At 72.0% G+C, this 18757-nt stretch carries 17 protein-coding genes; 15 read left to right on the top strand and 2 right to left on the bottom strand.

What is annotated here, in order from left to right; all coding sequences use genetic code 11:
• Positions 1-171: 171 nt before the first annotated feature.
• From ACCP09_RS19735 to ACCP09_RS19705, 7 genes are read left to right on the top strand one after another with little or no spacing between them, the layout of a single operon-like run.
• Positions 172-2541, top strand: coding sequence for a PEP-utilizing enzyme (locus ACCP09_RS19735; protein WP_433748683.1), 2370 nt, complete (start codon positions 172-174; stop codon positions 2539-2541).
• A complete protein-coding gene (locus ACCP09_RS19730; protein ID WP_433748680.1) occupies positions 2538-3044 on the top strand; it encodes an adenylyl-sulfate kinase in 507 nt (168 codons plus the stop codon). Before ACCP09_RS19735 ends, ACCP09_RS19730 begins: the two co-directional genes overlap by 4 nt.
• Before the next feature lie 2 nt (positions 3045-3046).
• Complete coding sequence (locus ACCP09_RS19725) at positions 3047-3739, top strand: gamma-glutamyl-gamma-aminobutyrate hydrolase family protein (RefSeq protein WP_433748676.1); 693 nt, start codon at positions 3047-3049, stop codon at positions 3737-3739.
• Positions 3675-4382 (top strand): NTP transferase domain-containing protein, encoded by a 708-nt coding sequence (locus ACCP09_RS19720; protein ID WP_433748673.1) that lies wholly within the window; start codon positions 3675-3677, stop codon positions 4380-4382. The genes ACCP09_RS19725 and ACCP09_RS19720 overlap by 65 nt, the downstream gene beginning before the upstream one ends.
• Positions 4379-5641 (top strand): MFS transporter, encoded by a 1263-nt coding sequence (locus tag ACCP09_RS19715; RefSeq protein WP_433748670.1) that lies wholly within the window; start codon positions 4379-4381, stop codon positions 5639-5641. Before ACCP09_RS19720 ends, ACCP09_RS19715 begins: the two co-directional genes overlap by 4 nt.
• Positions 5614-6489 (top strand): sulfotransferase domain-containing protein, encoded by an 876-nt coding sequence (locus tag ACCP09_RS19710; protein ID WP_433748667.1) that lies wholly within the window; start codon positions 5614-5616, stop codon positions 6487-6489. Before ACCP09_RS19715 ends, ACCP09_RS19710 begins: the two co-directional genes overlap by 28 nt.
• Complete coding sequence (locus ACCP09_RS19705; protein WP_433748664.1) at positions 6486-7262, top strand: class I SAM-dependent methyltransferase; 777 nt, start codon at positions 6486-6488, stop codon at positions 7260-7262. The genes ACCP09_RS19710 and ACCP09_RS19705 overlap by 4 nt, the downstream gene beginning before the upstream one ends.
• On the opposite strand, the gene ACCP09_RS19700 is transcribed toward ACCP09_RS19705, so the two are convergent.
• Positions 7259-7990, bottom strand: coding sequence for a maleate cis-trans isomerase family protein (locus ACCP09_RS19700; protein ID WP_433748662.1), 732 nt, complete (start codon positions 7988-7990; stop codon positions 7259-7261). The genes ACCP09_RS19705 and ACCP09_RS19700 overlap by 4 nt on opposite strands.
• Positions 7991-8028: 38 nt before the next feature.
• Between ACCP09_RS19700 and ACCP09_RS19695 the strand changes: the two genes are divergently transcribed.
• Positions 8029-8907: a MurR/RpiR family transcriptional regulator gene (locus tag ACCP09_RS19695; RefSeq protein ID WP_433748659.1), complete on the top strand. Its 879-nt coding sequence runs from the start codon at positions 8029-8031 to the stop codon at positions 8905-8907.
• 415 nt (positions 8908-9322) lie between these two features.
• On the opposite strand, the gene ACCP09_RS19690 is transcribed toward ACCP09_RS19695, so the two are convergent.
• Positions 9323-10324 carry a LacI family DNA-binding transcriptional regulator gene (locus ACCP09_RS19690; protein ID WP_378336343.1) on the bottom strand — a complete coding sequence of 334 codons (1002 nt, stop codon included), beginning with the start codon at positions 10322-10324 and terminating at the stop codon, positions 9323-9325.
• 215 nt (positions 10325-10539) lie between these two features.
• On the opposite strand from ACCP09_RS19690, the gene ACCP09_RS19685 reads away from it, so the two are divergent.
• From ACCP09_RS19685 to ACCP09_RS19655, 7 genes are read left to right on the top strand one after another with little or no spacing between them, the layout of a single operon-like run.
• A complete protein-coding gene (locus tag ACCP09_RS19685; RefSeq protein ID WP_400981565.1) occupies positions 10540-12057 on the top strand; it encodes a sugar ABC transporter ATP-binding protein in 1518 nt (505 codons plus the stop codon).
• On the top strand, positions 12054-13094 hold the full coding sequence (locus ACCP09_RS19680; RefSeq protein ID WP_027931382.1) for an ABC transporter permease: 1041 nt from the start codon (positions 12054-12056) through the stop codon (positions 13092-13094). The genes ACCP09_RS19685 and ACCP09_RS19680 overlap by 4 nt, the downstream gene beginning before the upstream one ends.
• Positions 13087-14073, top strand: a complete 987-nt coding sequence (locus tag ACCP09_RS19675; protein WP_027931381.1) for an ABC transporter permease — start codon at positions 13087-13089, stop codon at positions 14071-14073. Before ACCP09_RS19680 ends, ACCP09_RS19675 begins: the two co-directional genes overlap by 8 nt.
• 15 nt (positions 14074-14088) lie before the next feature.
• A complete protein-coding gene (gene rhaS / locus ACCP09_RS19670; protein ID WP_433748654.1) occupies positions 14089-15156 on the top strand; it encodes a rhamnose ABC transporter substrate-binding protein in 1068 nt (355 codons plus the stop codon).
• Positions 15157-15213: 57 nt separating this feature from the next.
• Entirely contained in the window at positions 15214-15540 is a 327-nt protein-coding gene (locus tag ACCP09_RS19665) for an L-rhamnose mutarotase (RefSeq protein WP_433748651.1), read from the top strand.
• Complete coding sequence (gene rhaI, locus ACCP09_RS19660) at positions 15537-16712, top strand: L-rhamnose isomerase (RefSeq protein WP_027931379.1); 1176 nt, start codon at positions 15537-15539, stop codon at positions 16710-16712. The genes ACCP09_RS19665 and rhaI overlap by 4 nt, the downstream gene beginning before the upstream one ends.
• A gap of 6 nt (positions 16713-16718) precedes the next feature.
• Positions 16719-18755, top strand: coding sequence for a bifunctional aldolase/short-chain dehydrogenase (locus tag ACCP09_RS19655; protein WP_433748648.1), 2037 nt, complete (start codon positions 16719-16721; stop codon positions 18753-18755).
• Positions 18756-18757: the final 2 nt, after the last annotated feature.

The raw sequence follows: 18757 nt of genomic DNA, 5'->3' as shown, positions 1-18757 counted from the left end.
GACGGGATGACCACCCAGCTCCGTTGTGTTCAAAGATCAAGTGCACCTGCTCTGCGTTCCCTGGCAAAGATCGCCCCCGATGGTTTGGCTTCTTCCGGCGTTACCTTGGCGGATACGTCGCGGCGTGTTCGGTGTCGCGGCGTTGCCATCGAACCGTGAGGGAGCGGCCCCATGCACGCGCCTGTTTCCCCGGCGACGGAGTCCTTCGAGTTCGGCACCAAGGCCGAAACGCTCGCCAGGCTCGCGCCGTTGGTCCGGTCGGCCGTTGTGCTGCCGATGGAGTCCTTCACCGTCGACCGGTGGCGGGGTGATCCGCTCGGCGTGCTGGACCGGTTGCGCGGGCACAGCTGGTCGAGTGCGCCGTTGATCGTGCGCAGCAGCAGCCGGGACGAGGACCAGGCCGGGTTCTCCAACGCGGGGCGCTACCTGTCACTGTCCGATGTGCACGGTTGGCAGGAGCTGAGGCGGGCGATCGACATCGTGGTCCGGTCCTTCGACGACCACCCGGACAACCAGGTGCTGGTCCAGCCGCAGCTGCGCGACCCGGTGGCCAGCGGCGTCGTCTCCTCGTGCGAACCCAGCGGTGGCGCGCCCTACCGCGTGGTGAACTGGACCGAGAGCGCCGACACCGCCGAGGTCACCTCCGGGCGAGCAGGGGTGCGGACCTGGTACTTCCTGCCCGGCCCCGACCCAGTGCCCCCGACGCCGCTGCTCGCCGGGCTGCCCGCGTTGATCGCCGAGCTCGAACAACTCAGCGGGGACGAGCCGTTCGAGTTCGAGTTCGGCGTCGCCGGGGACGGGCGGCTCGTATTGTTCCAGGTCCGGCCACTGGCGACCGCCCGCCTCCCGCTGTCCCGGCGGCGGCACCGGGCCGCCGTCGCAGCCTGCCAGACCCAGGTCGCGACCCTGCAGAGCGCCGGACCGCCCGCGCTGAGCCGCGACACCGTCCTCGGCGTCATGCCCGACTGGAACCCCGCCGAGATGATCGGCGTCCGGCCCCGCCCGCTCGCGCTGTCGCTCTACCGCCGCCTCATCACCGACCGCATCTGGGCCGAGTCCCGGTTCCGCTACGGCTACCGCGACCTGCGCGGCGCCCCGCTGCTCGTCGACCTCGGCGGGCTCGCCTACATCGACACCCGCGCCAGCTTCAGCTCGCTGGTGCCCGCCGCGCTCGACGACCGCACCGCCGCCCGGCTGGTCCGCCACTACCTGACGCGGCTGCGGGCGAATCCCGGGCTGCACGACAAGGTCGAGTTCGAGATCGCCCTGTCGTCGTTCCACTTCGGCACCCCCGGCGACGCGACCCGGCTGTGCGAGGCGAACGTGCTCGACCACGCCGAGGCCGCCGCGCTGGTGCGAGCCCTGCGTGTGCTGACCGTGCGCATGATGAGCCCGTCCGGCCCGTTCACCCGCGACCTGGCGGAACTGGACCAGCTGTCCCGGTGGCAGGTGCACCGCCGGCCCCGCTGGTCGCCGGACCGCATCGGCGAGCTCGTCCGCCTCTGCCGCACCCAGGGCACCCTGCCCTTCGCCGGCGTCGCCCGCGCGGCCTTCGCCGCCACGGCCCTGGTGCGCAGCCTGGTCGACACCGGCACGCTGTCCCCGGCCGACGCCGACGCCCTGCTCGGCAGCGCCACCACGGTCAGCACCGAAATGCAGCGCGACTTCTGCACCGTCGACCGCCGCACCTTCCTCGACCGCTACGGCCACCTCCGCCCCGGCACCTACGACATCCTCTCCGCCCGCTACGACGAAGAGCCCGACCGCTACTTCGACTGGTCGATCCGCGACACCCCGCCGCACCCGCCGGTGTTCCACCCGACCCCGGTGCAGGCGCGGGACGTGCGCGAACTGCTGGCCGCCCACCGCATGCCCGGCACCGAGCGCGACCTGTTCCGCTTCGTCACCTCCGCGGTGTCCGCCCGCGAGTACGGCAAACTCCAGTTCTCCCGTGTGCTCAGCGAAATCCTGGTCGAGGCGCGCCGCGCAGGCGAGCGGCTCGGGTTCACCGCCGACGACCTGTCCTACGCCACCGTCGACGCCCTGTCCCAGCTCACCGGCTCGGTGCGCACCGACTCGGCCGTCCTGCACGAGGCCATCGAGCGCGGCAGCTCCCGGCACGCCCTGACCGAATCGCTGTGCGCGCCGGCGGTGATCACCGGCGCGGCCGAGCTGGCGTCGTTCGTCGCGCTGCCGGGTGAGGCGAACTTCGTGACCCAGTCCCGGGTCGCGGCGCGGGTCGCCGACGTGAGCGCCGGGGACGATCCCGCCGGGGCGATCGCGATGATCACGGCGGCCGACCCCGGCTACGACTGGATCTTCACCAAGGGCATCGCCGGCCTGGTCACGGCGTTCGGCGGGGCCAACTCGCACATGGCGATCCGCGCGCTGGAACTCGGCATCCCGGCGGCGATCGGCGTCGGCGAGACGCAGTTCCGCAACTGGTTGCGCGCCGGGGCGCTGGAAGTGGACGCGGCCGCGAAACTGGTGCGCCCGGTCCCCGTCGCGGGCCGGCCCGAGCCGGAAGCGCGGGCGTCGTGACGGGCGGGGTCGTGTGGATCACCGGCCTGTCCGGCGCGGGCAAGTCGGCGGTGGCGGTGCAGCTCGTCGAGCGGCTCCGGCGCGCGGGGGTGCAGCCGGTGCTGCTCGACGGCGACGCCGTCCGCGCGGCGCTCGACGCCCGGTCCTTCGGCGCGGAGGCGCGCAGGCAGCTGGCGGCCACCTACGGGCGGCTGTGCCGGTTGCTCGCCGAACAGGGGCACATCGTGGTCTGCGCGACGATCTCACTGCGGCACGAGGTGCACCAGTGGAACCGCCGCCACCTGAGCCGGTACGCGGAGGTGTTCCTCGACGTGCCGCTGGAGGAGCTGCGCCGCCGCGATCCGAAGGGGATCTACGCCGGCGGCGCGGAGGTGGTCGGCGCGGGGCAGGCCGCCGAGCTCCCGTTGGCGCCCGACCTGCGGATCACCAACTACGGCGCCACCTCCCCGCGCGCCGCGGCCGACCGGATCTTCACCTACTGCGCCCAGGCCGGGTTGTGGTGACGGTGTCCGGACTGCTCGCGGTGACCCAGCGGCTGCAGCCCGCCAACGAACACGGCGAGGTGCGGCTCGCGCTCGACGTGCGGTGGTGGTCGTTCCTCGCCGCATGCGGGTTCGACGGCGTGCCGATGCCGCTCGACCCGGTCGCCGCGGCGAAGCTGCTGTGGCGGACCGGGTGCCGCGGGCTGGTGCTGACCGGCGGCAACGACCTGGGCTCGGCCCCGGAGCGGGACACCCTCGAACGCTACCTGCTGCGCCGCGCCCTGGAACGCGGCCTGCCGGTGATCGGAGTGTGCCGCGGGATGCAGCTGGTGCTCGACGCGTTCGGCGCACGGCTGCGGCGGGTGCGCGGGCACGTGGCGGTCGAACACCGGGTGACCGGGCCGCGCGGCGGGCGGACCGTCAACAGCTACCACGACTGGGCTGTGCTGCAGGCGCCGCCGGAGTTCGCGGTGACCGCGCGGTGCGGGCCGGTGGTGGAGGCGGTGCGCCACCGGTCGCTGCCGCTGGCCGGGATCATGTGGCACCCCGAGCGCGCGGACCCGGTGCACGACGAGGACGTCGACCTGTTCAGCGAGGTGTTCGGAGGTCGGAATGCGGGCGGTGATCCTGGCCGCGGGACGCGGATCCCGGATGGGCGCGGCGACCGGCGACCGGCCGAAGTGCCTCGTCGAACTGGCGGGCCGCACGCTGCTTGACCGGCAGGTCTCCGCGCTGGCGCTGGCCGGGGCGCGGGAGGTCGCGGTGGTGACCGGGTGGTGCTCGTGGCAGTTCGAGCGGGTGCCGCTGACCCGCTTCCACAACGCGGCGTGGGCGGAGTCGTCCATGGTGGACTCGCTGGCCTGCGCCCGCGAATGGCTCGAAGCCGGCCTGGTCGTGGTGGCCTACGGCGACATCGTGTTCACCCCGGCGGCGGTGACCGCGGTGGCGTCGGCGCCGGGGCCGCTGGTGGTCGGGTACGACCCGGACTGGCTCACGCAGTGGTCCCGCCGCTTCGGCGACCCCCTGATCGACGCGGAGACGTTCGCGGTTGCCGACGGCAGACTGACCGACATCGGCGGCACACCGTCCACTCTGGAGGAGGTGGCGGGGCAGTACCTGGGGCTGCTCAAGCTGGAGCCGGCGGGGTGGGCCGAGCTGTCCGCGGAGCTGTCGCGTTCGGACACGCGTCGCGACACCACCGGTCTGCTGCGGCGGCTGATCGCGCGAAAGTTCGCCGTGCGGGCCGTCCCGGTGCCGGGGCCATGGCACGAGTTCGACTCCGCGCGGGACTGCGTGGTGGGGGAGCCGGTGCTGCGAGAGCTGGACGAGGTGCTGTCCGGCGCGGAGGTGGCGTCGTGACGCTCGTGCACGCGCCCGGCCGGACGGTCGTGGTGGCGATCGTGTTGTCGCTGACCAACTTCGTCGCGGTGTTCGACGGGCTCGTCGTCGCCGTGGCGCTGCCCGCGATCCAGACCGGCTTCGGGCTCCGGCCGGTCGACGGGCAGTGGGTGCTGACCGCCTACGCCGTCGCGCTCGGCGGGACCCTGCTCACCGGAGGCCGCTGCGGCGACGCGTTCGGGCGGCGGAGGATGCTGGTCGCCGGGCTGGCCGTGTTCGTCGCCGGCCTGCTGCTCGCCGGCGTCGCCTGGGACGCGTGGGTGCTCTTCGCGGCGCGGGCCGTGCAGGGGTTCGGCGCGGCCTTCGCCGTGCCCAACGCGTTCGCCACCATCAGCGCCCTGCGCCCGGAAGCCGTGCGCGACCGGGTGTTCGCCGCGGTCGCCGTCGCGGGCGGGCTCGGCGCGGCGGGTGGCGCGATCACCGGCGGGCTCATCACGCAGGGCCTCGGCTGGCGTTTCCTGTTCCTGCTGACCGCACCGGTCGTCGCGGCCGTGGCGATCACCGTCGCACGGGTCCTCGACGAGGACCGCCGCCGGGGTGCGCCCCGGCCCGGGATGCTGGGCGCCGCCCGGGCCGTCACCGCGGCCGCGTTGCTGGTGTACGCGATCACCAACCACGACCTCGCCGTTGCCGCCGTCGGGCTCGTGCTCGTCGTGCCGGTCGTGCGGCTCCTGCCGCGCGGGGTCGTGCGGGACCGGTCGCTGCGGGCCGCGGTGGCCGGGCTGCCCGGGTTCGTCTTCGCCTACGACGGCACGGTCTTCGTCGGGCTCCTGTCCCTGCAGCAGGACCTCACCCCGTTGCAGGCCGGGCTCACCTTCACCCCGCTCGGCATCGCCGTCCTGGTCGGCGCGCCACTGGCCGCACGGCTGCTGAACCGTCGCGTGTGGACGACCGTGTTCGGTGGCGCGCAGGCGGTTTGCGCGGCCGGGCTCGTCCTGCTCGCGCTGGAGCACGTCCTGCCCGGGCTGGTGCTCGTCGGCCTCGGCGCGGCCGTCTCCGCGGTCACGCTCAACGGCGCCGCCGGGCGGCACGCCGAGCCCGCGGACCGCGGCAGCGCCTACGGCTGTTACGAGACGGCGAAGTACCTGTGCGGCGCGCTGGTCGTCGCGGTGCTCGCGACCGCGCTGGAGTGCGGCCACGCGTTCGCCTTCCTGCTCGCCGCCGCGGTCGCGGTGCTCGGTGGGCTCGCCGGATGCGCACTGGGGCGGCGGACGACATGACGGACAAGGTGTTCTACCTGCTGCACGGCCTGCAGGACCGCTACAGCGCGCTGTACCAGGACAACATCGCCCGGCTCGGCCCGCGGGACGTGCTCGTCGCCAGCATCGGCAGCTCCGGCCAGTCCTACCTGGGCGGCATCCTCGCCGAACTGGGCCTCAACTACGCCGACGCCTACACCGAGGCCCTGCGGGAGGACGGCGCCAGCGAACCGGTCGCCGCCTACGACGACTACCGCGAGCGCCTGGCGACCCCGGGCGCGCCGCGGCGGCCCTGGCCCCGGTTCGTCAAGACCCACCTCACGCCGCGGTTCTTCACCGGCCGCCCGCTGCTCGGCGTGTGGATCCTGGTGCGCGATCCCCGCGACGCGCTGTACTCGTGGTACCGCTTCCGCAGCGAGTTCGTGCGGGACCCGCTCGACCGGCTGGCCACCTCGTTCGAGGACTGGCTGTGCCGCCCCGGCCCGACCGGTCTCGACCGGCTCGACGACTGGGCGGACTTCCACCGCCGCTGGCTCTGCGGCGCCGGCCGCCTGCCCCGGTCGGCGATCACGACGTTCGAAGACCTCAAACGCGACCCGCTCCCGACGTTGCGGGCCGGACTGCGCGCGTTCGGACTGTCCATTCCGGACTCGGACATCGCCGCGGCGGTGCTGCGCAGCGACTTCCAGACCGTGCGCCGCCGCGAACGCGACCAGGGCGGCGACGGTCCCGGCATCCTCCGGCGGGGACAGCCGGAGGAATGGCGGACGTGGATGAGCCCGTCCACCGCGGACCTCTTCGGACGGGCGCACGTCGCCGCGCTCGCCCGCCGGTTCGGTTACCACCTCGGAGAAAGGGCACGATCATGACCCTGGCGCAGGGTGACTTCACCACGCTCGCGGAAAGCTACTCGCGCTACCGCGAGGGCTACTCGCCCGCGGTGCGGGACGCGATCCTCGGCCTGTGCGCGCGGCCGGTGTGCAGCCTCGACGTGGCCGACGTCGGCGCGGGCACCGGCATCTGGAGCCGGATGCTGGCCGCGCGGCTGCCCGCGTCGCTGACCGCCGTCGAGCCCAACGACGCGATGCGGGAGCAGGGCATCGAGGACAGCTACGGGCTGCGGATCACCTGGCGCGCGGGCAGCGGGGAACGCACCGGGCTGGACGACGCGTCGGCCGACCTGCTGACCATGGCGTCGTCGTTCCACTGGGTCGAGTTCGACGCCGGGCTGCGGGAGTTCCGGCGCGTGCTGCGGCCGGGCGGGTGGTTCGCCGCGCTGTGGAACCCGCGCGACGTCGAGGCGAACCCGCTGCTCGCCGAGATCGAAGGCGAGATCCGGCGGCTCAAGCCCGATTTGCGGCGGGTGTCCTCGGGCCGGTCCGGTGTCACCGCGACGCTGACCGCGCGGCTGGCGGCCGAGCCCGGCTACGGCCCGCCGCTCTACCTGGAGGGCCGCCACGTGGTGCGGCAGACGGTCGAGCACTACCTCGGCGCGTGGCGCTCGGCGAACGACGTGCAGGCGCAGCTCGGCCCCGAGGCGTTCGCGAAGTTCCTCGACCACGCGCGCGAGGCGCTGGCCGGGCACGACGTCGTGGAGACGACGTATCTGACCCGGGCGTGGGCGGTGCGGCGGCTGGCCTAGAGGTTGAGCAGCGTCTGGTCCGGCCCGGTCGCGTTCAGGTCCAGCGCACGCAGCGCCGCCCACACCGTCGCCTGGTTGGCGGTCACGATCGGCTTGCCGAGCTCCGCTTCCAGGGGCGCGATGAGGTCGTAGGTCGGCAGTGCGGTGCAGCTGACGAATATCGCGTCCGCGTCCGGGCGGTCGCCCGCGCGGATCAGCTCCGCCACCTCGGCGTAGCCGGCGGTCAGCACCTGGCGCACCGGGATGCCCAGCGGCGTGCACGCGACGACGTCGAACCCGGCCGTGCACAGGAAGTCGCGCAGGCGGTTGCCCACCGGGCGCTCGTAGGGGTGCACGACCGCGACCCGCTGCGCCTTGACGGTGCGCAGCGCGGACACCGCCGCCCCGGACGTGGTCAGCGCACGGGGCGCGCCTGCGTCCAGCATGGCCTGGCGCAGCGCGGCCTCGCCGAGCGTGCCGCCGACGAAGCTGCACGCGGTGCAGGCGTAGATCACGACCTCGGCGCCGACCGCGCACACCTCACGCGTCGGGCGGCGGACCGTGGCGGGCCGGTTGAGCGCCGACACCGAATCGAGGTTGTCGCCATCGGGCGAGCCGCCGGTGCGGGCGATGAACAGGCTCACGGTCGGCGGCACCCACCGCCACAGCTCGCGGTCACGGGCGAAGTCGTAGGGCGCGACAATGCCGACGCCCGTCTGGGGTTCCGGCCCCTGAACGTGGCGTTTCATACGCGCAGGGTACCCGAACCGTCCCGTATCCTGCGCCCGTGACCGGCGGAATCGACGAGGCGTCGCGGGTGCCCGGATCGGTGGCCGAGCGGGCGCGGGCCGCGTTGCGGTCCCTGCCGCCGAGCGAGGCGCGGGCCGCGCAGGTGCTGCTGGCACGCGGGTCCGACGTGGTGCGGATGTCGGTCAGCGAGATCGCCGCCGCCGCGGGCACCGGGGTCGGGACTGTGGTGCGGGCGTGCCAGAGCCTGGGGTTCAAGGGCTTCCAGGACGCGAAGATCGCGCTCGCGCAGGACCTCGCACCGCTGGTCGGGGACCGGTCGCCGGAGCACATCGACCGCGGCGATTCTCCCGCCGAGGTGCTGGCGAAGCTGGCCGCGAGCAGTGCCGACGCGCTGCAACGCGCCAGGTCGAGCGTGGACGCGGCAGCGCTGGAGCGGGCGGTCGGGTTGCTGACCGCGGCGACGCGGGTGCTGGTGCTCGGGGTCGGGACGAGCGCGCCGCTCGCGCAGGACGCCGCCTACCGGCTGCTGACGCTGGGCATCGCGGCCGAGGCCCCGGCCGACGTGCACGTCCAGCATGTGCGCGCGGGGTTGCTGCGGCCGGGGGACGTGGTGGTGGCGGTGAGCCATACCGGAGCGACCCGGGAGACGGTGAGCGCGGCCCGGCGGGCGAAGGAGTCCGGCGCGGCGGTGGTCGCGGTGACCAGCTTCGCGACGACGCCGCTGACGGAGGTCGCCGACGCCGCCCTGGTCGCCGGGGGACTGGAGACGAGGTACCGCGTGGAGGCGATGACGAGCAGGCTGGCGCACCTGGTGGTGCTGGACGGGTTGTTCGTGAGCCTGCTGCTCGCGGAGCCCGGGCGGTCGGCGGAGGCGCAGGCTTTGGTGGCGGACGTGCTGAGCGAGCACCGCTTCTGACCGAAGGAGCGCATTGAGGAGGCCGGGGTGGAGCGCTCTGGAGGACCGGCGCGGGCCGAGCCGCTGGCGGCCAGCTCCGGGGTGAGCACTACCTGGTGGTGCTGGACGGGTTGTTCGTGAGTCTGCTGCTCGCGGAGCCCGGGCGGTCGGCGGAGGCGCAGGCCCTGGTGGCGGACGTGCTGAGCGAGCACCGCTACTGAGGCAGCCGCCTGGCTCGTGGTGCTGGACCGCGCCGAGAAGGTGGTGGGCACCAGCTGGTGGTGCTGGAGGCGTTGTTCGTGAGCCTGCTGCTCGCGGAGCCCGGCCGCTCGGCGGAGGCGCAGGCTTTGGTGGCCGACGTGCTGAGCGAGCACCGCTACTGAGGCAGCCGCCCGGCTCGGGGTGCTCCTGGCCTGCGTCGAGGGAGCGCGCCGGCTCAGGCGCCGTGGCGGGTGGAGGCTCGTACCACCAGTTCGGGTGTGAACACGACCTGCTGGTGCTCGTGGCCGGGGTCGCTCGTCTCCTGCAGCAGCAGCTCCGCGGCTGTCCGGCCGAGTTGGCGGCGGGGTTGCCGCACCGAAGTCAGCGGCACGGCGGCCGCCGCGGCGAAGTCGATGTCGTCGTACCCCACGATCGCCAGGTCGTCCGGCACCCGCAGCCGCAGGCTGACACACGTCTGCAGCAACCCCAAAGCCAGCAGATCATTGGCGCAGAACGCGGCCGTCGGGCGCAGTGACGACGGCAGCCCGGCCAGGCGCTGCCCGGCGGTCCGGCCCTCCGCCACCGTCAACGCCGACGTGGTCAGGTCGACCAGGTCCGCCGGCCCCAGCCCGGCCTCCTTCATCGCCCGCAGCGCGCCCTCCCGCCGGTCGCGCACCTGCCCGAGCGAATCCGGACCGCCGATGAACGCCACCCGCCGGTGCCCCAGCTCCAGCAGGTGCTGCACCGCGAGCCGCCCGCCCAGCACATCGTCCACGGCCACCGAGCAGTGGTCGCCCGACTGCCCGGTCCGGTCCACGATCACCAGCGGGATCCCGTGCGCGGCCGTCTCCGCGAGCACCGGGGCGTCCGGGTCGACCGGCGTGATCAGGATGCCCTGCACCCGCTGCTGCTCCAGCCGGCTCAGGTAGTCGCGCTCGCGCTCGGCGCGGTTCGCGCTGTTGCACAGGAACAACGACAGATCGGCTTCGTCGGCCGCGTCCTCCACGCCCTCGGCCACGTCGGTGAAGAACGGGTTGCTCCCGTCGAGCATCACGTACGCCAGGATCCGGCTGCGCCCCGCCCGCAGCTGCCGCGCCGTCTCGTTGCGCACGAACTTCAGCTCGGCCATCGCCGCCTCGACCTTCGCGCGCGTGCGCGGGCTGACGCGGTCCGGCCGGTTGAGCACGTTCGACACGGTCCCCAGTGACACGCCGGCCGCCGCCGCGACGTCCTTGATCCCCGCCGCCCGAGGCTCCGGAACAGCGGCCCCATCCGTGGTCGTGCGCGCCACGTGACCCTCCCGTTGAAACGTGTAACAAGCACCGATGTTATCGGATCGCGACCGGGAAAACCCGCCTGAACTGGGCCAAAAACTTGTCGTTGACTTCGTGATCCAGCGCATAGTAGCGTCAGCGCGCCAGGTTTGTGAAACCTTTCATTTCGGAGGTCGCGATGGTGCGGCAGGACCAGGGCGCGGTGCCCTTGCTGGAGGTCCGCGGCGTCACGAAGTCGTTCGGCGCGGTGGCCGCCGTGCAGGGGGTGTCGTTCCCCCTCCACTCCGGCGAGGCCCACGCGCTGGTGGGTGAGAACGGCGCGGGCAAGTCGACCATCGTCAAGATGCTCGCCGGGGTCCACCGCCCGGACACCGGAACGCTGCTGGTCGACGGGCAGCCCGTCGAGTTCTCCTCCCCGGCCGACGCCAAGGCCGCCGGGATCGCGGTGATCTACCAGGAACCCACGCTGTTCCCCGACCTCACGGTCGAGGAGAACATCGTGATGGGCCGCCACCCGCGCAAGCGGCTGGGCATGATCGACCGCGGCGCGATCCGGGCCGAGGCGGAGAAGCTGTTCGCCCGCCTTGGCGTGCGGATCGACCCGGGCCGCCCGGCCCGCGGCCTGTCGATCGCCGACCAGCAGATCGTCGAGATCGCCAAGGCGCTGTCCGCCGACGCCCGCGTGCTGATCATGGACGAGCCGACCGCGGCGCTGTCGCTGGTCGAGGTCGAGCGCCTGTTCTCGGTCGCGCGCAACCTGCGTGACGAGGGCGCGGCGATCATGTTCATCTCGCACCGCTTCGAGGAGATCACCGAGCTGTGCCAGCGCGTGACGATCATGCGCGACGGCAAGCACGTCTCCACCGACCCGATGGACGACCTGACCGTCGACGAGATGGTCCGCCGCATGGTCGGCCGCGAGTTGGACGCGTTGTTCCCCAAGCAGGACGTCACCCCGGGCGAGGTCGTGCTCGAGGTCGAGGGCCTGTCCCGCGAGGGCGTCTTCCGGGACGTCTCGTTCCAGGTCCGGGCGGGCGAGATCGTCGCGTTCGCCGGTCTGGTCGGCAGTGGACGGTCCGAAGTGGTCCAGGCGGTGTTCGGAGTGGACGAACGCGACTCGGGAACCGTGAAGCTGCGCGGGAAGAAGCTCAAGCCGGGCTCGCCGCGCGCCGCGATGGCCGCGGGCATGGCCCTGGTGCCGGAGGACCGGCGCCAGCAGGGCCTGGTCATGGACCTCTCCATCGAGCGGAACGTGACCCTGCCGCGCTCGGGCGCGCTGGCGAAGCTGGGTTTCCTGTTCGGCGGCGGCGAGCGCCGGGAAGCCCTGCGCTGGACCGAGCGCCTGCAGACCAAGTACGGCCGGCTCAGCGACGCCGTCGGCACGCTGTCCGGCGGGAACCAGCAGAAGGTCGTGCTGGCCAAGTGGCTGTCGATGGCGCCGAGCGTGCTGATCGTCGACGAGCCGACGCGCGGCATCGACGTCGGCACGAAGGCCGAGGTGCACCGGCTGATGTCGTCGCTGGCCGCGGAGGGCGTCGCCGTGATCATGGTGTCGTCCGAGCTGCCCGAGGTGCTCGGCATGGCCGACCGCGTGCTGGTGATGCGCGAGGGACGGATCGTCGCGGAGATCGGCCGCGAGGACGCGAGTGAGGACTCGGTGATGTTCGCAGCGATGGGTCAGGGAGCGGCGGCGTGAACGCGACGAAGGTGGTGGCTCCCACGACGACGAGCCGGTCGGTGTCCCGGAAGTTCTCCCTCGGCGGCCTGTTCAAGGCGCGCGAGGCCGGCATCGTCCTCGCGTTGATCGCGCTGGTGGCGTTCACCGCGACGCAGAACTCGCGGTTCCTGTCCGCGCAGAGCATCCGCGACATCCTGCTCGGCACCGCGATCCTGGCCGTGCTCGCGGTCGGCCAGGCGACGGTGATGATCACCCGCAACATCGACCTGTCGGTCGGGTCGGTGCTCGGCCTGTCCGCGTTCGCGGTCGGCTCGCTGTTGCAGGCCAACCAGGGCATGCCGGTGATCGTCGCGCTGGTCGTCGGCGTCGCGGTCGGCGCCGCTTGCGGTGTCGTCAACGGGTTCCTGGTCCGGTTCGGCCAGGTGCCCGCGCTGGTGGTCACCCTCGGCACGCTCTACGCCTTCCGCGGCGCGGCCTACTTCTGGGCGGGCGGCGAGCAGATCAACGCCGACGAGCTGCCCGGGCACTTCCTGAAGTTCGGCAACTCCTCGATCCTGGGCATCCCGTGGCTGGTGCTGATCGCGGTGATCGTGCTGGTCGTGGCCGGGATCGTGCTGCGCAACTACCGCGCCGGCCGCGAGCTGTACGCGATGGGGTCGAGCCCGCAGGCCGCCGAGCTGGCCGGTATCAAGGTCGGCCGCAACACGATCGCCGCGTTCCTGGTCAGCGGCGCGCTGGCCGGTGTCGCCGGTGTCCTGTTCGCCGCGCGCTTCGGCACGATCGACGCCGCCGCGGGCAACGGTTACGAGCTGAACGTGGTCGCCGCCGCGGTGGTCGGCGGGGTCGCGGTGTTCGGTGGCAGCGGCACGGTGTGGGGCGCGGGCCTCGGCGCCCTGCTGCTCACCGTCATCGGCAGCTCCCTGGCGGTACTCGACATCAACCAGTTCTGGCAGCAGGCCATCGTCGGCGCGCTGATCCTGCTCGCGATCGGGGCCGACCGCCTCGTCGCGGTGCGGGTGGCCAAGTCACTGAAGAAGAGGGATTCCCATGTCTGACAAGCGGCCGGCCTGGCTGTCCCGCCTGGCGAGCTGGGACGCCGCCGTCATCGTGATCACGGTGCTGGTGCTGCTCATCGCCTCCGGCGTGGTGGAGAACTTCGGCAGCAGCCGCAACTTCACCTTCCTGCTGCTGGACCTGTTGCCGATCGCGCTGATCGCGCTGCCGATGACGTTCGTGATCGTGACCGGCGAAATCGACCTGTCGGTGGCGAGCACGCTCGGCCTCACCTCGGCCGTGATGGGTGACCTGTGGAACCGCGGCCTGCCCATCGAGACGATCATCCCGCTGTGCCTGGTGCTCGGCGCCGTCCTGGGCGCGCTCAACGGGTTCTTCGTGACCGTGCTGAAACTGCCGTCGCTGGCGGTCACCATCGGCACGCTCGCGCTCTACCGCGGCCTGGCGTTCGTGGTGCTCGGTGACGGCGCGGTGGCCGACTTCCCGCGCGCCTACACCTCGTGGGTGACCGGCACGATCGGCGACGGCCCGATCCCGAACATGCTGATCCCGCTGGTGGTGCTGGCCGTGGTGTTCGGCCTGGTGCTGCACGCGACCCCGGTCGGCCGGTCGGTGTTCGCGGCCGGCGCCAGCGAGCAGGCCGCGCGTTTCGCCGGCATCCGTGTCGCCCGGCTGAAGTTCTGGCTCTACGTCGTCAGCGGTCTCGTCGCCGGCCTGGCCGGGGTGCTGTGGACGCTGCGCTACTCCAGCGCCCGCGCCGACAACGGCCTCGGCATGGAACTCGCCGTCGTGGCGGCGGTCCTGCTCGGCGGTGTGTCCATCTTCGGCGGCAAGGGCACCCTGCCGGGTGTGCTCGCCGGCGTGGTCCTGCTGGCCACGCTGCAGAACGCGCTGCGGCTGCAGGACGTGTCGAACGAGGCGCTCAACATCGTCACCGGGGTGCTGCTGATCATCTCGGTGCTCCTGCCCAACATCGTGATCAGGTTCCGGGCTGCGCTGCGGCGCCGGGCGACCACATAGAAAGGCGAAACGCCCATGAAGAGACGACTCCTCGCCGGTGCGGTGTCGGCAGCACTCGTGCTGACGGTGTCCGCGTGCGGTGGCACCACGAAGAACGACAGCAGCTCGTCCGGCGGCGGTGGCGCCCAGTCGACGGCGCAGGCCGACCCGAACGCCGCCACCAAGGAAGGCGTCAAGATGGCCTTCCTGCCCAAGCAGCTCAACAACCCGTACTCGGACATCGAGGTGGGTGGCGGCAAGACCGCGCTGGACGAGCTCAAGGGCGAGTACAAGCTCGTCGGCCCGAACGACGCCAGCGCGTCCTCGCAGGTCAGCTACATCAACACGTTGATCCAGCAGCAGCAGGACGTCATCGGCATCGCCGCGAACGACCCGAACGCGGTGTGCCCGTCGCTGAACCAGGCGCGCAGCTCCGGCATCAAGGTCGTGGCCTTCGACTCCGACGCGGCCAAGGACTGCCGCGACGTGTTCATCAACCAGGCCACCACCGCGGGCATCGGCGAGCAGCTGGCGAAGATGGCCAGCGAGCTGGCCGGCGGCTCGGGTGAGATCGCCATCCTGTCGGCGACCCCGAACGCCACCAACCAGAACGCCTGGATCGAGGTGTTCAAGCAGCAGCTGACCAAGCCCGAGTACGCGAACCTGAAGCTGGTGAAGGTCGCCTACGGCAACGACGACGACCAGAAGTCGTTCCAGGAGGCCCAGGGCCTGCTGCAGTCCTACCCGAACCTGAAGGCCATCGTCGCGCCGACCACCGTCGGCATCGCCGCGGCCGCCCGCTACATCAGCTCCTCCAGCTACAAGGGCAAGGTCGCGGTGACCGGCCTCGGCACGCCGAACCAGATGCGCGAGTACATCAAGGACGGCACGGTCACCAAGTTCGCGCTGTGGAACCCGGCCGACATCGGCTACCTGGCCGCCTACGCGGGTGTGGCACTGGCCTCCGGCCAGATCACCGGCGTCGAGGGCCAGAAGTTCAAGGCGGGCAAGCTCGGCGAGTACACGATCGGCAAGGACGGCGAGATCGTCCTCGGCCCGCCGACGGTGTTCGACGCGAGCAACATCGACCAGTACAACTTCTGACAGTCTCCCGGCCGGGCCGCACCGGCGGCCCGGCCGGGGCTCCACCGAGGACGGATCATGGCCCGATACTGCTTCTGCCTGCAGGTGAAGCCTGACCGGATGGCCGAGTACGCCGACCGGCACCGTGCCGTGTGGCCGGAGATGCGGCAGGCGCTGACCGACACCGGATGGCGCAACTACTCGCTGTTCCTCCGGGACGACGGCCTGCTGATCGGCTACGTCGAGGCCGACGACCTCGAAGCCGCGCAGGCGGCCATGGCCCGCACCGAGGTCAACGCCCGCTGGCAGGCCGAGATGGCCGAATTCTTCACGGGCCTGGACGGGCGCGGCCCCGACGAGGGGTTCCAGTTGCTCACCGAGGTCTTCCACCTGGAAGGAAAGTGATCCTGTTGTCCGACCTGACCGCCGTGAAAGCAGCCCTGCGCGCTCAGCGGATCGAGACGCCTTCGTGGGCCTACGCCAACTCCGGCACCCGCTTCAAGGTGTTCCCGCAGCCCGGGGTTCCCCGCACGCCGGAGGAGAAGATCGCCGACGCGGCGAAGGTGCACGAGCTGACCGGCATCGCGCCGAGCGTGGCGCTGCACATCCCGTGGGACCGGGTCGACGACTACGGCGCCCTCACCAAGTACGCGCACGACCTCGGCATCGAGATCGGCGCCATCAACACCAACGTCTTCCAGGACGAGGACTACAAGCTCGGCTCGGTCACCAACCCCGACCCGCGGATCCGCCGCAAAGCCACCGACCACCTGCTCGAGGCGATCGACATCATGGACGCCACGGGCAGCAAGGACCTGAAGTTCTGGTTCTCCGACGGCATCAACTACCCGGGCCAGGACGATCTGCGCTCCCGGCAGGACCGGCTGGCCGCGGCGCTGCGCGAGGCCTACGACCGGCTCGGCGACGACCAGCGGATCCTGCTGGAGTACAAGCTGTTCGAGCCCGCCTTCTATGCCACCGACGTGCCGGACTGGGGCACCTCGTACGCGCACTGCGTCGAACTCGGCCCGAAAGCGACGGTGTGCATCGACACCGGCCACCACGCGCCGGGCACCAACATCGAGTTCATCGTCGCGTTCCTGCTGCGCCAGGGCAAGCTCGGCGCGTTCGACTTCAACTCGCGCTTCTACGCCGACGACGACCTGATGGCAGGCGCCGCCGACCCGTTCCAGCTCTTCCGCATCATGTGGGAGATCGTGCGGGCCGACGCGCTGGACCCGTCCTACGGCATCAACTTCATGCTCGACCAGTGCCACAACATCGAGGCGAAGATCCCGGCGATCATCCGCTCGGTGCTCAACGTGCAGGAGGCCACCGCGAAGGCCCTGCTGGTCGACAAGGAGGCCCTGTTCGCCGCGCAGCAGAACGGGGACGTGCTCGGCGCCAACGCCGTGCTGATGGACGCCTACAACACCGACGTGCGGCCGCTGCTGGCCGAGCTGCGCGAGGAGGCCGGGCTGGACCCGGACCCGATCGCCGCCTACCACCGCAGCGGTTACCAGGAAAAGATCGTCGCCGAACGAGCCGACGGCCGGCAGGCCGGTTGGGGAGCCTGAACCACCATGACGAACAATCCCGCCGCCGAACTCATCCAGCGCAGCAACGCCCTCGGCGCCGACCCGCGCAACACCAACTACGCCGGTGGCAACACCTCGGCCAAGGGCAGCGAGACCGACCCGGTCACCGGGCAGCCGACGGAACTGCTGTGGGTCAAGGGATCCGGGGGTGACCTGGGCACGCTGACCGAGGCCGGGCTGGCCGTGCTGCGGCTGGACCGCCTGCGCGCGCTGGTCGACGTCTACCCGGGCGTCGAGCGCGAGGACGAGATGGTCGCCGCGTTCGACTACTGCCTGCACGGCCGCGGCGGCGCCGCGCCGTCGATCGACACCGCGATGCACGGTCTGGTCGAGGCCACGCACGTGGACCACCTGCACCCGGACTCGGGCATCGCGCTCGCCACGGCCGCCGACGGACTCGCGCTCACCAAGGAGTGCTTCGGCGACCGCGTGGTGTGGGTCGACTGGCGCCGCCCCGGGTTCCAGCTGGGCCTGGACATCGCCGCGGTGAAGAAGGCCAACCCGCAGGCGATCGGCGTGATCCTGGGCGGACACGGCATCACCGCGTGGGGCGAGACGTCGGAGGAGTGCCGGCGGAACTCGCTGGAGATCATCCGGACCGCGGAGAAGTTCCTCGCCGAGCGGGGCAGCGCCGAGCCGTTCGGCGCGGTCGTGCCCGGGTTCGAGCCGCTGCCGGAGGAGGAGCGCCGGAAGCGCGCCGCGGCATTGGCGCCGGTGATCCGCGGGCTGGCGTCGACCGACCAGCGCCAGGTGGGCCACTACAACGACAGTGACGTGGTGCTGGAGTTCCTGTCGCGGGAGAAGCTGCAGCCGCTCGCCGCGCTCGGCACCTCGTGCCCGGACCACTTCCTGCGCACCAAGGTCCGCCCGCTCGTGGTCGACCTGCCCGCGACCGCCCCGCTGGAGGACGTCGTCGCGCGCCTGAAGGAACTGCACGAGGCCTACCGCGCGGACTACCGCGCCTACTACGAGCGGCACGCGACACCGGACAGCCCGGCGATGCGCGGCGCGGACCCGGCGATCGTGCTCGTGCCCGGTGTCGGCATGTTCTCCTTCGGCAAGGACAAGCAGACCGCGCGCGTGGCGGGCGAGTTCTACGTCAACGCGATCAACGTGATGCGCGGCGCCGAGGCGGTCTCCCGCTACGCGCCGATCCCGGAGAGCGAGAAGTTCCGCATCGAGTACTGGGCGCTGGAGGAGGCCAAGCTCCAGCGCATGCCGAAGCCGAAGCCGCTGGCCGGGCGCGTCGCGCTGGTCACCGGCGCCGGTTCGGGCATCGGCCGCGCCATCGCCGAACGGCTCGCCGCCGAGGGCGCGTGCGTGGCGATCGCGGACCTGAACGGCGATGCCGCCGAGGAGGTCGCGCGCTCCATCGGGAACACCGACAAGGCGGTTTCGGTGGTCGCGAACGTCGTCGACGCCGAAGCGGTCGCCGCGGCGGTGGACGCGACCGTGCTGGCATTCGGCGGCATCGACCTGGTCGTCAACAACGCCGGCCTGTCGATCTCGAAGCCGCTGCTGGAGACCACCGAGAAGGACTGGGACCTCCAGCACGACGTGATGGCCAAGGGCTCGTTCCTGGTCTCGCAGGCCGCGGCGAAGGCGATGATCGCGCAGGGACTCGGCGGCGACATCGTCTACATCTCGTCGAAGAACTCGGTGTTCGCCGGCCCCAACAACGTCGCCTACGGCGCGGCCAAGGCCGACCAGGCGCACCAGGTCCGGCTGCTGGCCGCGGAACTCGGCGAGCACGGCATCCGGGTCAACGGCGTCAACCCCGACGGCGTCGTGCGCGGCTCGGGCATCTTCGCGGGCGGCTGGGGCGCGCAGCGCGCCGCGGTCTACGGCGTGCCGGAGGAGGACCTGGGCAAGTTCTACGCCCAGCGCACCATCCTCAAGCGCGAGGTCCTGCCCGAGCACGTGGCCGCGGCGGTGTTCGCGCTCACCGGCGGCGACCTGACGCACACGACCGGCCTGCACGTGCCCGTGGACGCGGGTGTCGCGGCCGCTTTCCTCCGTTGATG

The organism is Amycolatopsis sp. 3B14 (assembly GCF_050958625.1).
Lineage (GTDB): Bacteria > Actinomycetota > Actinomycetes > Mycobacteriales > Pseudonocardiaceae > Amycolatopsis_E > Amycolatopsis_E thermoflava.
The sequence above is the reverse complement of the archived record's forward strand: the minus strand, read 5'-3'. Positions and strand labels throughout refer to the sequence as shown.

Coding starts and splice junctions, on each gene's coding strand:
- ACCP09_RS19735 (WP_433748683.1), top strand. CDS start 172: ATGCACGCGCCTGTTTCCCCGGCGACGGAGTCCTTCGAGTTCGGCACC.
- ACCP09_RS19720 (WP_433748673.1), top strand. CDS start 3,675: ATGGGCGCGGCGACCGGCGACCGGCCGAAGTGCCTCGTCGAACTGGCG.
- ACCP09_RS19710 (WP_433748667.1), top strand. CDS start 5,614: ATGCGCACTGGGGCGGCGGACGACATGACGGACAAGGTGTTCTACCTG.
- ACCP09_RS19705 (WP_433748664.1), top strand. CDS start 6,486: ATGACCCTGGCGCAGGGTGACTTCACCACGCTCGCGGAAAGCTACTCG.
- ACCP09_RS19700 (WP_433748662.1), bottom strand. CDS start 7,990: ATGAAACGCCACGTTCAGGGGCCGGAACCCCAGACGGGCGTCGGCATT.
- ACCP09_RS19685 (WP_400981565.1), top strand. CDS start 10,540: ATGGTGCGGCAGGACCAGGGCGCGGTGCCCTTGCTGGAGGTCCGCGGC.
- ACCP09_RS19675 (WP_027931381.1), top strand. CDS start 13,087: ATGTCTGACAAGCGGCCGGCCTGGCTGTCCCGCCTGGCGAGCTGGGAC.
- rhaS (WP_433748654.1), top strand. CDS start 14,089: ATGAAGAGACGACTCCTCGCCGGTGCGGTGTCGGCAGCACTCGTGCTG.
- ACCP09_RS19665 (WP_433748651.1), top strand. CDS start 15,214: ATGGCCCGATACTGCTTCTGCCTGCAGGTGAAGCCTGACCGGATGGCC.
- ACCP09_RS19655 (WP_433748648.1), top strand. CDS start 16,719: ATGACGAACAATCCCGCCGCCGAACTCATCCAGCGCAGCAACGCCCTC.